The sequence below is a fragment of the Arthrobacter caoxuetaonis genome (assembly GCF_023921125.1).
Lineage (GTDB): Bacteria > Actinomycetota > Actinomycetes > Actinomycetales > Micrococcaceae > Arthrobacter_B > Arthrobacter_B caoxuetaonis.
In genome coordinates, this window is record NZ_CP099466.1 from 1,585,158 (window position 1) to 1,598,848 (window position 13,691).

At 66.4% G+C, this 13,691-nt stretch carries 11 protein-coding genes and 1 pseudogene; 8 read left to right on the top strand and 4 right to left on the bottom strand.

The window, feature by feature from the left end; all coding sequences use genetic code 11:
* Positions 1–39: 39 nt before the first annotated feature.
* Positions 40–1,017 carry an aldo/keto reductase gene (locus tag NF551_RS07180; RefSeq protein ID WP_227897032.1) on the top strand — a complete coding sequence of 326 codons (978 nt, stop codon included), beginning with the start codon at positions 40–42 and terminating at the stop codon, positions 1,015–1,017.
* A gap of 125 nt (positions 1,018–1,142) precedes the next feature.
* Here the strand turns inward: NF551_RS07180 and NF551_RS07185 are convergent.
* Positions 1,143–1,640, bottom strand: a pseudogene (locus NF551_RS07185) (hemerythrin domain-containing protein); the annotation flags it as partial.
* A gap of 428 nt (positions 1,641–2,068) precedes the next feature.
* Between NF551_RS07185 and NF551_RS07190 the strand changes: the two are divergent.
* From NF551_RS07190 to NF551_RS07215, 6 genes are read left to right on the top strand one after another with little or no spacing between them, the layout of a single operon-like run.
* Positions 2,069–2,848 carry a tyrosine-protein phosphatase gene (locus NF551_RS07190; protein ID WP_227897031.1) on the top strand — a complete coding sequence of 260 codons (780 nt, stop codon included), beginning with the start codon at positions 2,069–2,071 and terminating at the stop codon, positions 2,846–2,848.
* Positions 2,845–3,801 carry a metallophosphoesterase gene (locus tag NF551_RS07195; RefSeq protein ID WP_227897029.1) on the top strand — a complete coding sequence of 319 codons (957 nt, stop codon included), beginning with the start codon at positions 2,845–2,847 and terminating at the stop codon, positions 3,799–3,801. Before NF551_RS07190 ends, NF551_RS07195 begins: the two co-directional genes overlap by 4 nt.
* Complete coding sequence (locus tag NF551_RS07200) at positions 3,788–4,843, top strand: ABC transporter substrate-binding protein (RefSeq protein WP_227897185.1); 1,056 nt, start codon at positions 3,788–3,790, stop codon at positions 4,841–4,843. The genes NF551_RS07195 and NF551_RS07200 overlap by 14 nt, the downstream gene beginning before the upstream one ends.
* Positions 4,827–6,536 carry an ABC transporter permease gene (locus NF551_RS07205; RefSeq protein WP_227897028.1) on the top strand — a complete coding sequence of 570 codons (1,710 nt, stop codon included), beginning with the start codon at positions 4,827–4,829 and terminating at the stop codon, positions 6,534–6,536. Before NF551_RS07200 ends, NF551_RS07205 begins: the two co-directional genes overlap by 17 nt.
* The gene (locus NF551_RS07210; protein WP_227897026.1) at positions 6,537–7,670 is read left to right on the top strand and encodes an ABC transporter ATP-binding protein; all 1,134 of its coding nucleotides are present in this window, start codon (positions 6,537–6,539) and stop codon (positions 7,668–7,670) included.
* Positions 7,667–8,215, top strand: coding sequence for a histidine phosphatase family protein (locus NF551_RS07215; RefSeq protein ID WP_227897022.1), 549 nt, complete (start codon positions 7,667–7,669; stop codon positions 8,213–8,215). The genes NF551_RS07210 and NF551_RS07215 overlap by 4 nt, the downstream gene beginning before the upstream one ends.
* A 99-nt stretch (positions 8,216–8,314) precedes the next feature.
* On the opposite strand, the gene NF551_RS07220 is transcribed toward NF551_RS07215, so the two are convergent.
* The 3 genes from NF551_RS07220 to NF551_RS07230 form a co-directional block, all read right to left on the bottom strand.
* A complete protein-coding gene (locus NF551_RS07220) occupies positions 8,315–8,605 on the bottom strand; it encodes a DUF4287 domain-containing protein (protein WP_227897020.1) in 291 nt (96 codons plus the stop codon).
* A gap of 156 nt (positions 8,606–8,761) precedes the next feature.
* Complete coding sequence (locus tag NF551_RS07225; protein ID WP_227897017.1) at positions 8,762–9,409, bottom strand: maleylpyruvate isomerase family mycothiol-dependent enzyme; 648 nt, start codon at positions 9,407–9,409, stop codon at positions 8,762–8,764.
* 178 nt (positions 9,410–9,587) lie between these two features.
* Positions 9,588–10,703 (bottom strand): type I phosphomannose isomerase catalytic subunit, encoded by a 1,116-nt coding sequence (locus tag NF551_RS07230; RefSeq protein WP_349293302.1) that lies wholly within the window; start codon positions 10,701–10,703, stop codon positions 9,588–9,590.
* 380 nt (positions 10,704–11,083) lie between these two features.
* On the opposite strand from NF551_RS07230, the gene uvrA reads away from it, so the two are divergent.
* Entirely contained in the window at positions 11,084–13,564 is a 2,481-nt protein-coding gene (gene uvrA, locus NF551_RS07235; protein ID WP_227897184.1) for an excinuclease ABC subunit UvrA, read from the top strand.
* Positions 13,565–13,691 lie beyond the last annotated feature (127 nt).

The window sequence follows — 13,691 nt, forward strand, 5'->3', positions numbered from 1 at the left end:
TTCCAGCGTCGGGACGCATGCTGTTGATAGCGTGGCAGGATGACCACCTACAACAGACTTGGCACTTCCGGCCTCACCGTTTCGACTGTCGGGCTCGGCTGCAACAACCTCGGCCGGGCAGGCACCGCCACCGAATCCCAGGAGGGGACCGACGCCGTCGTGCATACCGCGGTGGACGCGGGCATTACCCTGTTCGATACTGCGGACACCTACGGCGCTGAGCCGGGCCTCAGCGAAATCCGGTTGGGGAAAGCCCTCGGATCACGCCGGGGCGACGTCGTCGTTGCGACGAAGTTCGGCATGGACATGCAGGGGGCCAACGGACCGGACTTCGGTGCACGCGGCTCCCGCCGCTACATCGTGACGGCGGCGGAGGCATCTCTTCGCCGGCTGGGCACGGATTGGATCGACCTCTACCAGTTCCACACGCCGGACCCGCTGACTCCGATTGATGAAACCCTCGCCGCACTGGATGACCTCGTGACCAGCGGCAAGGTCCGGTACATCGGGCACTCGAACCGCAGCGGCTGGCAGATTGCCGAGGCCGAATTCACGGCACGGATCAAGGGAACGACGCGTTTTATCTCGGCACAGAACCATTACAACCTGCTGGACCGCCGGGCTGAGCTCGAAGTCACTCCTGCCGCAGAGGCCTATGGCCTGGGCGTGCTGCCGTACTTCCCGCTGGCCAACGGCCTGCTGACCGGCAAGTACAGCTCTGGCCAGGCTCCCGAGGGCAGCCGCCTGACCCACTCCCGCACCAACCTGCTGCAGAACGCGGACTACGACCAGCTGCGCGAGTTCGGCGACTTTGCCAGGGACCGCGGGCTGACCGAGGTACAGGTCGCGTTCTCCTGGCTCGCATCCCGTCCTTCAGTTTCCTCGGTCATTGCCGGGGCGACCAGGCCCGAGCAGGTGCAGCAGAACGCTGAAGCGGCGTCATGGGTGCCTTCGGAGAAGGACCTGGAGGAACTGGACCGGATTTTCCCGCAGACGCCGAAGGTTGCTCTGTTCTAGTTCTTTGTCCCTGTTACCTTGGGACGGCCGGTGGGTCCGGAACGGCGGCAACGAAACTCCTGTGCTCGCAGAGCTCGCAAGGAGTATTAAAGCCGCCTAACCCGGACCCTCGCGGCCTTCTTCGGTTAGAGTGTTTCGGGGATTCTGCGCCCGGGAAAAAGCGTCGAGTATTGCCGCCGGTACATTCTGCGTCCGACCAGGCGGTAGGCGAGACGGATCGGCGGCGGGATCTCCTTGAACAGTTCTTTTCGGTCCTGGGGAGGATTGGTGGCCAGCACCATGCCGAGGTAGCTCACCAGAAACTTCTTGTCGAGCTGTCCGATCCCGTGCTCGCCGACCGCCTTCATTTCCTTTTCGTTCAGGACCCTGTCCACAACAGGTATCACCTCGGTGACTTCGCGGCGCAGGTGGACTTTGAGGAGATTGGACAGGTCCTCATAGCGTTCAGTGAGTGCCTCACTGGCCGCCTTGTCTGCTGTCTCCGTCCAGGGCCGCCGGACCGGTTCGATGTCATCAAGCCGGACCCTGACTTGCCGGTGCTGCTCCAGCATCTGGGCCACATGCAGTGCGCACCCCGGCGCCCGGCCGGCCAGCTGGGGATACATGAGCAGGTCCTCGCCCTCGTGGTGGCGTGCGCCGCCATCCTGCCCACCGCCGTGGTTGTGGGCGCCAGTCCGCTCGCACCATTGCCGCTGGCCATACTCTTTGGCCTCTGCGGCGCCGTTGCGCTGACGACGCTACCCATTACAGAGATCGCGGCGCGACGGGCGATGGGTGGACGGTTAAGCGGCACGGTCAGCACCACGTGCGCAGGCGTGAGGTCCGGGGCCCGCCGGCGAACACGTCACCCTCACCGCGAATAAGCGGGGGGAAAACATGCTTCTGGAGCAAGAGAGTGCATCGGAGTTTTCCTTACCCTGGACGAGAATCGTTGCGTTGATCACGAGTGTTCGCGCACGGTTCACCGGGACGCCGGTGCGTGTTCACCGCCGATTAACCTTGGCCGGATGAACTCGGAGAGTCCCAATTCGAGCACGACTCAGAGGTCTCATTGAATACCGAACTGCCCTCCAGTCCGCAGGTTCCTGCAGACGTTCCGCCCTCAGTCGGCGGATTGTTCAATTTCCGTGACGCGGCATCAGGAACCGGAACTCCGGGACTGCGCAGGGGACTGCTCTTCCGATCTGGAGCCCTGAATGACCTTGACGCTGCCGGTCTTGCTGAACTGGGTGCAGCACGGATCGCCACGGTGGTAGACCTGCGCGAGCCGGTGGAGGTTGCCTCGGCTCCGGATACTGTTCCGGCCGGAACGCGGGTGGTGAACATTCCGCTCTACTGCGGAAGCGTCCCTGTCTCCGAGCCGATCGAAGCCGTCTACCGGCATCTGCTGCAGAACTGCGCCCGGGCACTGACCAGCGCCGTCGGCGAGGTGATCCGGAACCTTGACGGCGGTGTCCTGGTGCACTGTGCTGCAGGGAAAGACCGCACCGGGCTGGTGGTCGCGCTGGTGCTCGACGCCGCCGGGGCCTCCCGCAGTGCCATTGTGGAGGACTACTCCCGCACCGAAGCGGCCCTTCCCTGTTCCTTCCGCCGGGCTGTACTGGCCCGGCTGGGTGGCCGGATCACCGATCCCGCGGAAATGGCCACCGCTGTCCGCCTGCATCTGGCCAGTCCGCAGGAGGTTCTGGACAGCGCACTGCAGGTCCTGGCTGAGGAGTCCTTCGAAGGTGAGACCGGTGCCGCTGCCTACCTGCTGCGGAACGGCTTGGATCGGGGAATGCTGGTCCGGGCCCGCGTCCTGCTGCACGGCATCGGAACTCCCGCGGCATGAGCGGGGACGGGTACACCCTGATCCACCTCACGGACACTCATTTGCGTCAGCCGGGTGAGCTGCTGTTTGGTGCCTTGGACACGTGGGCGCGCACCGCAGAGGCCCTGCGTGCTGCGGCCCGCTACCGGCCCGATGCCGTCGTGGTTACCGGTGACATCGCCGATTCCGGCGCGGATATCTACGCCGTCGCTTCCGGGCTTTTCACCCGGGCCAGGCGGGAGCTGGGCTGCCCAGTCATCGTGCTGCCCGGTAACCATGACGTTCCCGGCACCCGGGCATGGGCGGCAGAATTATTTACCGGTTCGCAGACAGATACAGGCCCCGGTCCGGGTAACGACGTGCATTTCGTGGGAGGACTGCGCCTCATCACGCTGGATTCGGATGATCCAGGCCGGCCCGCAGGACGGCTTACGGGAGCGCAGCTGCAATGGCTGGATGATGTCCTGGCCGAGCCTGCCCCCGACGGCACCGTACTGGCCCTGCACCATCCACCCATCGATTCATTGCTGCCGCAGCTGGCCGGCCGGGGCCTGGACAGGCCCGCAGAACTAGCCGGCGTGCTGGCCGGCACGGACGTCCGCGCCGTCCTGTGCGGGCACTACCACCATGCTCTGTCCGGTCGGCTGGGCGGTGTGCCGGTCTGGGTCGGCCCGGCGGTGTCCTACGGTCAGGATCTCTTCGCCCCACCGGAGACCGTGCAGGGCCTGGACAGCAGCTGGCTCTCGGTCATCCGGCTGGGCGAAAACAGCTTCAGCGCCGTCCCGGTGCCGCTTCTGCCCGCCGGAGCCTCGGTGTTCACCAACGCCGCCGTGCCCCCCGGGGCTGTCCCAGCCGCGGGTACCAGCCCTTCCACCCATCTCATCCCGGTGCCCGCAGGTGCACCTGGCCACCAATACCGGCAGCAGCCGTTGCTGCCGGATTCCCGAGGAGAAACCATTGCTGCAACGCACTAAGTACCCCGCCCTCGCCGTCGTCTCAGTTGCATCGCTGGCGTCGCTGGCTCTCCTGACCGCATGCAGCGGCAGCGCCGACGGCGCCGAAAACTCCCCGGCAGCCACAGCTTCCAGCACAGCGGCCGGCGCCACCGGCACCCTCACGGTGTACACCTCTGAGCCGCAGGCCAAGATTGATGAATTGGTCGCCGCCTACAACGAGGTCAATCCGGAGGTCAGCGTTGAGGTCTTCCGCGCCGGCACTGGGGAGCTGAAGACCCGGATCGCCACGGAGAAGGAGACTGGCGGCATCCAGGCCGACGTTATCCTCGCCGCCGACGTCCCCACGTTCGAGGCGTACGCCGCCGAGGGCGACCTGCAGGTCCTGGACATCGACAACGCCGGAGAATTGAACCAGGATATTGTCGACCCCGAGGGCTACTACGTGGGCACGCGCATTATTCCCACCGTCATCGCCTACAACACCACACTGGTGGACAGCGCCCCCGAGTCCTGGGCCGAACTGGCCGACGAGGAATACAAGGGCATGATCGCCATGCCGAACCCGGACGTGTCCGGTGCCGCTGCCTTCAACACCACCGTCTGGCTCGAAACCCCGGCCCTGGGTGAGAACTGGCTGAAGAACCTGATCAAGAACGAACCGACCGTGCTGGAAAGCAACGGTCCAGTTGGGCAGGCCGTGGCCGCCGGTACGTCGGGCATCGGGATTGTGGTGGACTACGTGGCCCGCGAACTGGCAGCAAAGGGCTCGCCCCTCAGCCTGTCCTACCCGTCCGACGGCGTTCCGTACGTCTCCCAGCCTGCCGGCGTCTTCAATGATTCGAAGAACCCGGACGCCGCCAACGAGTTCGTGGAGTTCCTGGTTTCGAAGGAAGGCCAGGAACTGGCCGTGGCGCAGTCCTACCTCCCGGTTCGCGAAGACGCCGGTGTCCCCTCAGGTGCGCCTTCCCTTGCCGACCTGGAGCTGCTGAATCCGGACCTCGCGGTGATCGCCGAGAAGCAGGCAAGCGCCGTCGCAAAGTTCAATGACCTCCTCAAGTAATTCCGTTTCCCTGCCGGCACGGCAGCTCAGTACCGCCGGACAGAGGTCCCGGGGCGACGGACTGCACTGGCTCAGGTTGGCGGTCTGGGCTGCGCTGGCCCTGCTGGTGCTCTTCCCGCTCGGTGTCATTGCATTCCGCGGGGCCCAGCCGTCCAACGCCGATGTGCTCACGGACTCCGACGTCCTGGCCGCGGCGTGGAACTCCGTTTCCTCCGCCGCCGGATCAGCCGCGCTGGCCACCGCGTTCGGTGCGCTGCTCGCCGTCGTCCTTGACCGGACCGATTTACCGGGCCGAACCGTGCTGCGCTGGATCTTCCTGCTGCCGTTCCTCATTCCGCCCTTCATTGGGGCGATGTCCTGGATGGCGCTGCTCTCCCCGGCTGGCACCGTGAACAAGGCGCTGATGGCGCTGACCGGATCCGCAGGCCCGGTGCTGGATATCTACGGCGGCGGCGGTGTGGTGTTCCTGCTCGCCGTGCACTCCTATCCGCTGGCCTACCTGGTGATCAGTGCAGCGCTGCGCCGGGTTCCCGGCAGCCTGGAGGAAGCCGCCCGGATCAGCGGTGCCGGCGGGCTGCGAACGTTCTGCCAGGTGACCCTGCCCCTGGTGCGCCCGGCCGTGGTAGCCGCGTTCGTGCTCACGTTGGTCGCTAACCTCTCCGACTTTGGCATTCCCGCGCTGATCGGCCTGCCCGAGCGGTACACCACGCTCACCACACTGGTGTACCGCTACCTCGCCTCCGGCACCGTGACCAATCCGCTGCCCGCCGTGGCCGCGATCGGCGTTGTGCTGCTGGTCCTGGGCCTGGCGGCCGTGCTGCTGCAGCGCCGGCTGCCCGGGGGCAGTGAACTTGGCGGGTCCGGAGCGTCTGCACTGCCTCTGCAGCTGGGGTCCTCCCGCTGGGCTGCGGCGGCGCTGCTGTGGTGCACCGCCGGCCTCGTCTGCGTCCTGCCGCTGCTGGCGCTGACAGAGCAGGCACTGCTGCCCGCTCCCGGTGTGCCGCTGACCTGGGACAACCTGACCCTGGCCAACATCGCCCGTGCCGTGACCAGCGCAGGAGCGCTCACCGGCATCGCCAACTCGGTGATGCTCGCACTCGGTGCGGCGGTGGCCTGCGGCGTCCTGGGACTCGGTGTTGGTGCGCTCCTGACCCGTACCCGACACCGCTCCAACACCGCACTGGACGTCACCGCCATGCTGCCGCAGGCACTGCCCGGCCTCGTCCTGGCTGTCGCCTGGCTGCTGATTGCCCCGGCGGTGGGTATTTTCAACACGCCGTGGGTGATCCTCGGCGCCTACGTCATGGCATTCCTGGCCCTGGTGGTCCAATCCGTGCGTGCACCGCTGGAATCCGTGCCGGTGTCCCTGGACGAGGCTGCACGGATCTCCGGTGCCGGCCCGCTGCGGACACTGGCGGACGTGGCGCTGCGGCTGAGCGTGCCCGCGGCAGTGAGCGGCGCCGTCGTCGTCGCGCTGACCGCAGTGCGCGAACTGACCATTTCCATCCTCCTGGTGGCGCCCGGCTCCCAGACACTGGGCGTGGTCATCTTCAACCTCCAGCAGGCCGGGGACTACAACTCGGCTTCCGCCCTGGCGCTGCTGGTCACGATCGTCGGCGTCGCGGGTCTCGCCGCGACTGCCGCCTGGGGTGCCCGCCGTACAGCGCGCACCCGCTTCCGGAAGGGAAAATAAATGTCTTCGATCAGCCTTCAAGGCCTGCACCATGTCTACGCCAACGGCCATGTTGGCCTGTCCAATGTGGACCTGGACGTGCACGACGGCGAGTTCCTGGCATTGCTGGGCCCGTCGGGTTCCGGTAAAACCACGCTGCTGCGCAGCATCGCCGGGTTTGTTCAACCGGAGGGCGGCACTCTTTGCCTCGGAGGCAGGCCTGTGGCAGGGCCCGGCGTCTGGGTCCCGCCGGAGAAGCGGAACCTGGGTATGGTCTTCCAGGATCACGCGATCTGGCCACACTGGTCGGTGGCCCGGAACGTGGGGTATCCGCTGCGCCTGGCGGGCCTGCCCCGCAAAGATGCCGAGGCCCGGGTGCGCAGCGTACTGGGACTGGTCGGGCTGGACGGGCTGGGGGAGCGGGCACCGGCTGCACTTTCCGGCGGCCAGCGCCAGCGAGTGGCCCTGGCGAGGGCGATCGCAGGCGCTCCACAGGCCCTCCTCCTGGACGAAGCGTTGTCTTCCCTTGATGAACCGCTGCGGGCCAGACTCCGTCTGGATCTCAAGGCGCTGACTAGCGAGCAGGGACTGACGTCGGTGCACGTCACGCACGACCGCGCAGAGGCCCTGGCCCTGGCAGACCGGGTGGCGGTCCTGCGGGCCGGGCGGATTGAACAGATTGGCACACCCCAGGATCTCGTGCGGAATCCGGCGTCGACGTTTGTGGCGTCTTTCGTCAGCGATGCCGTGCTGCTGGACGGTACCTGGGTGGAGGGACGGCTCGAGCTCGCGGGGGGCATCAGCATCCCCGGCGAACGGCTCGACGCCGGGCCGTGCGTGGGCGCGGACGGTCTGGGACACAGTGCCGTGGCGGTTACCGCCGCGGTGTCACCGATGGACCTGGTGCTGCACCCGAACAACGCCGGCGACACCGGCTGGGCACCGACCGGTGTTGTGACCTCCGCGCTCTACGGACCGCACGGGTTTGACGTCTCTGCAGACTGGCAGGGCAGAACGTTGCGGGCGCATGTCACAGGATGGGTACCCAAGCCGGGGGACCGGGTATCGCCGGAGGTTCTCCGGGCCCATGTGTTCGCGTCCGATGCGGTGGGGCCCGCGGCGGGAGCTGCTCGCCCCAGGCTGGTGCCGGCGTGAGTGGTGCTTCCCGGCCCCCGGAACGGCTGGTCCTGGTTCGGCACGGCGAAACGGACTGGAACCAAGAGCGCCGGTTGCAGGGGCGCACCGATAATCCGCTGAACGGTGTGGGCCGTGCCCAGGCGCGCACGGCCGGACTGCTGCTGGCTGCTGATCCGTGGAGTGTGGTGGTTTCATCGCCGCTGCTGCGTGCCGTGCAGACAGCCCACATTATTGCTGACGCGGCCGGTTTGCAGCCGGCCGGCACCATGGCGGAGCTGATCGAGAGGGACTATGGGTCGGCAGAAGGGCTGCACCTGAACGGACTGACCGAACCGGAGTTTACAGCTGCACTTGGCACCGGCGAACCTGAGAGAGCAGTGGCGCGTCGAGGACTCGCCGCTCTGCGCGGTTTGGCTTCACAGTTTCCAGGCCAGCGGATCATCGCCGTGGCGCACGGCACCCTTATCCGGCTCACCCTCTCTGAGCTCACTGGCCAGCGGTGTCCGCGTGTGCTGAACGGCGAGGTGGTGGAGGTTCCGCTGGCCGCACTGCTCGAACCCTAGATTTACTGGAAGCCGACAGGAGCGGTGGAGGATCGGTTATTGGACGTCGGCGGTTCAGCCTCTCGGCTGCGTTCCCCGGCGCAATCAAGGGGGTTTCAATCACGACGGCTTAGTCGCTGCCCCGTCCAGCCAGAGCATGTCCGATTCGTCCCGGTGCGTTCCCGTGGTGCCCACGTGCTTGGCATCGATCTTCGGGCCATTCCTGATCACGTGCACCAGGGCCATGCCATGGCCGCGTCCAATCCCATAGTCCGTTTTCAGCCACGCCAGGATGTCGCCTGCTTTGGCACTCTCGCCGTCGAAACCCCTGGCTTTTGCCATCCCAAGGAGTTCGCGGGGAGTCAGCCCGGTCTTTTGTTCAATCGTGTCCAAATAGGCTTGAAATGACATCGAGTACCTCCCTAACGCCCAGCCACGTGATGACCCTGATTGTGGCGGAGAAACCGTCCGGCTGTACAGGGGCAGTCTGTGCTGCGGGGGCAGGGGCTGACAGCGACATGGCGGCCGCTGTTCAAGCGGTTCCTGGACCGGCAAAGACTGAGGGGCTCAGGAAGTGGAACACCGTTTCAGCAGCGCGCCTGAACCACCGCCGTCGAGCTCATCGTCCCGAACCGGCCTGCCGGACACCGTCAGCAGGAGCGCCACCGATGAACCGCGAACCTCATCGCCTCTGCCGAGTTCAAAGGGGCCGTCCGTGGCCACCAAGCGGAGCCCGTCCACCAGCTCCTTGCCGCCGCCGATTTTCACGGACGTCTTCAGCTGATGCTGCAGCGCCGCGAGGACGGGCGCAACGGGGTACGTGCGGACAATGCCCAGAGGCCGCCGGATGTCCTCCCCGTGGACCACGGCTTCCACCAGCCGGGTGGCGAGGGGCACCGGAGGGCCGGACTTCCGCGACTGGACGGAACGGAACGCCGCCAGGGTGATTTGAGGGTCCTGGGCACGTTCACGGAAGACTCCGGCAGTGTTATCCCGGTCAAAATCCATCCGGGCGGCAAGCAGGCGGCGGATAAAACCCAGCCTGGTCGTTTTGGCGGTATCGACAAGATGGGCCAGGACATCGTGCACATCCCAGCCCGGACAAAGCGAGGGCGTCTGCCACTGTGCGGCAGAGAGATTCTCCAGATCCTGAATCAGCGCACGGCGTTCTTCATGCACGGCAGACCAGATGGAAGAGGCCGGTTGGGGTGTCATGTCCGTACTCAACCAGCGTGGAACCGGGGTGTCCAGTGACGCTGTGCCCAAGATCCGTCGCTGCTGCCTTCGGTACGGCCAGCATCATTGCGGCTTTCGCGGCGCTCGATGAATCCACCGCTGGCCGAGGAGCGGCCTGGACTCGCCCAGATGTAAACACCGTGCTGTTTGTGTACAGCTAGAGCGTTGAAGCCACGAAGATCTGGGACGGCCCCGTGATCGTGGCTGTGACGGGCTCCCCGGCGTACAGGATCTTCGCCTCGGGCTCCAAATCCGCCGTGGCCCCATCCACGGTGATGTCAGCGGGTTCCGTCGCGGCCAGCACAACGCTAAACGGCCCCACGCTGACGGGCTTTTGGCCACTTCCTACGACCACCCGCCGCAGGTCCAAATCGTTGCTCCAGAGCGGAATGCGCTGCTGGCCGTCGCCGACGTCGACCACGGGCAGGGGAGAAGGCTGCGGCTGTCCGCCGCTCGTCAGATGCTGCAGTTCGCAGAGGTCCACATACTCCTGGGTCAGGCCTGCCTGCAACGCGTTATCGGAGGTGCCCATAACCAACACTGCCTGGCCGGACAGATAGGAATGCATGCACCCGGGAGGTATCACGGCTGCATGCCCGGGATCCAGCTGGATCAGCTTCATGCAGACGGCCAGCAGGATGCCCCGGTCATGTGGGAAATGCTGCTGCAGCCGGCGTACTGCCGCGAGCACCTCGGCGGCCGGTCCGTCGACGTGCCGGATCCGGTCCACGGCGTCGGCTGTTTCCCGCACAGCAGCTGCAGTTTCCTCCCGCGTCATGCGAAGTACGGAGTGGATGGCGGTCTCATGGTGGAAGGAAAGGTAGGAACGCAGCCAGGGCAGTTCCAGCCCGGAGGCGATGGCCTGAAGTTCTTCCATGGTCCGTTCTCCGGCAAGCACGCGCAGGGGCGTGAGGGCTACGGCGACCTCACACTTCGGGTTGCTGTCCTTGTAGTTACGGTTTCCGGCGCCCAGCGGCACGCCCCGGGCCTGTTCCCTAACGAAGCCCGCCAGCGCCTGCTCCCAGCGCGGGTGCAGCATGATCGGCGACGGAACATCGGCGTCCAAGACCGTGAGACGGAAGGGAAACGGAGAGCCGGTTTCGGCTTCGGAATGGGGGAGTGTTAACGGCCGGTCAGCGGCAAACCGCTCCAGTGTTTGCCGGTAGGTCGCGGGATCCCAGTCAATGAGCAGGCCGCGGGAGGACTGTGGCGAAGGTCGGCGAGCGGGTGCTACCGACCTTAAGAGATCAGAATCAGTACGCACTAGGGTCACTTACATCACTGAGGTGGGGCAAAGACGATGCTATGGGGGGGAGCGGAGGGTCCGGCACATAGACAAACGTTCTCCCATAATTATAGCCATTCCGGCCGCAGAGTGAGTGCGGATCCCGGTGCGGGACTCTCCCAAAGGACGATCCCTGACCGCCGCCAGTCATCAGCTCTCACGCCGTGAATCCCTGCTGTATCGGGCGACGGGCAGGGAGCCCTGGCCGGTGCTCGGGGAGCCCTGGGGGCCGCTGATCACGCCCATGGTGAAACCGTGGGCAGCAGGACATATCGGTAGAGGTGCCCTGTTAGCGTCGGAGGGTGAGTACCGAACCTGTTGCAGCAGACCAGTCCGCTCCCAACCTCATCAGCGCCGCCGGCAACGGCATGGTCCGCGTCCGCGGCGCCCGGGAAAACAACCTCCGCAGCGTCGACGTCGATATTCCACGCGACGCCATTGTTGCGTTTACCGGTATCTCCGGCTCCGGCAAGTCCTCCCTGGCGTTCGGCACCATCTACGCAGAAGCCCAGAAGCGGTACTTCGAATCGGTGGCGCCTTACGCCCGCCGGCTGATCTCCCAGGGCCACAATCCCAAGGTGGAGGCCATCACTGGCCTGCCTCCCGCCGTCGCGCTCCAGCAGCGCCGCGGCACGGCGAGCTCACGGTCCACGGTCGGTACGCTCACCACGCTGTCGAACTCGATGCGGATGCTGTTCTCCCGCGGCGGCACCTACCCTGCCGATGCCGTGCCGGGCAGCCTCGACTCCGACGCCTTCTCGCCCAATACAGCCGCGGGTGCCTGCCGCGAATGCTCCGGCCTGGGCATCGCGCACACCGTGACCGAGGAATCCCTGGTCCCGGACCCGAACCTGAGCATCCGGGACGGTGCCATTGCGGCCTGGCCGGGCGCCTGGCAGGGCAAGAATCTGCGGGACATCCTGATCCACCTGGGGTACGACGTCGATGTGCCCTGGCGGAAGCTGCCGAAAAAGGACCGCGACTGGATCCTCTTCACTGAGGAACAGCCCGTTGTCACCATCACCCCGCAGCGCGACCGCGTGGCCAAGCCGTACAAGGGACGGTTCTGGAGCGCACGCAGCTACGTGCTGCACACCCTGGCGGATTCGGGCAGCGCGAAGATGCGCGAACGGGTCCTGGCGTACATGGTCTCCGGACCCTGTCCCGTCTGCGGGGGAGCGGGTCTCCGCCCGGAGGCACTGGCCGTTACCTTCGCCGGCCGGAACATCGCCGAACTCAACGGGGCGACCCTGGGCGAACTCGCGGAGGTCATCCGGCCGACAGCGGAGCTCAAGGAAGCGGGCACGGCGTCCCGGTCCGCGGCGTCCAACGAAAACACCGAGGTGGCCGTCACCATTACCCGGGACCTGCTTTCCCGGCTCGAAATCCTGATCTCCCTGGGGCTGGGTTACCTCAGCCTGTCCCGGGCAACGCCGACGCTTTCACCGGGGGAGATGCAGCGGCTGCGGATCGCCACCCAGCTGAGGTCCGGATTGTTCGGCGTCGTCTATGTCCTGGACGAACCCTCCGCCGGCCTGCACCCGGCGGATGCCGAACCGCTGCTGGCCGTCCTGCAGGAACTCAAGGATGCGGGGAACTCGGTATTCGTCGTCGAGCACAACATGGACGTGGTCCGCAGCGCCGAATGGATTGTCGACGTCGGTCCGCAGGCGGGCGACGGCGGCGGCACCGTGCTCTACAGCGGTCCGGTTGCAGGACTGGCCGAGGTTGCGGAGAGCGCCACCCGGCCCTTCCTCTTCGGCGAAGCCGAGGAAACCGCTCCTGCCCGCCGCCGCGCTGAGCGCTGGCTGTCCCTTAAGGGCATCACCCGGCACAACCTCGTGGACCTCGACGCCGAGATCCCGCTCGGCGTGCTGACAGCTGTGACCGGTGTGTCCGGGTCCGGCAAGTCCACGCTGGTCAGCCAGGTGCTGGCAGAGGTCGTGGGAACCCAGGTCAACGGGGCTCCGCCCGAGCCGGAAGATGAAGGCGACGACGCGGCGCCGGAGCGCGCAGACCCCGGCGTGCAGGTCCGCAGCATTGACGGCCTGGAGCATCTGGACCGGCTGGTGAAGGTGGACCAGCGACCCATTGGCCGGACCCCGCGGTCCAACCTGGCCACCTACACGGGACTGTTCGACGCCGTCCGGAAGCTCTATGCCTCCACGGATGAGGCCCGGGCCCGCGGATACACCGCCGGACGGTTCTCCTTCAACGTGGCCGCCGGACGCTGCGAGACCTGCCAGGGCGAGGGCTTCCTCGCCGTCGAGCTGCTGTTCCTGCCCGGGACCTATGGTCCCTGCCCGCAGTGCCACGGCGCGCGCTACAACGAGGAAACCCTGGAAATCACGTACCGGGGCAAGAGCATCGCGGATGTGCTGGGCATGCGGGTGGAGACTGCCGCGGAGTTCCTGTCCGACGTTCCTGCCGCGGCACGCAGCCTGAACACCCTGCTCGACGTCGGGCTCGGCTACCTTCGCCTGGGCCAGCCCGCCACCGAGCTCTCCGGCGGTGAGGCCCAGCGGATCAAACTGGCCACCGAGCTGCAGCGGGCACGCCGCGGACACACGCTCTACCTGCTGGACGAGCCGACCACCGGCCTGCACCCGCAGGACGTGCAGCTGCTGCTGGCCCAGCTCAACCGGCTGGTGGACGCAGGCAACACGGTTGTGGTGGTGGAGCACTCGATGAACGTGGTGGCGTCTGCGGACTGGGTGATCGACATGGGCCCGGCAGGCGGCGACGACGGCGGCCGGATCATCTGTGCCGGAACGGCCGATGAGGTTGCGGGCTGTAAAGCCAGCCGGACGGCGCCGTACCTTTCTGCTGCACTGGAACGGATTCGCTGAACGTCTAGCGCGCGGCAGGAAGGTTCGGAACGGCGGCAACGAAACTCCCTGCTCGCAGAGCTCGCCGGGAGTATTAAAGCCGCCTAACCCGAGCGCTCCTGCCTCGGTGCCAGTGGACGGCTTCGAT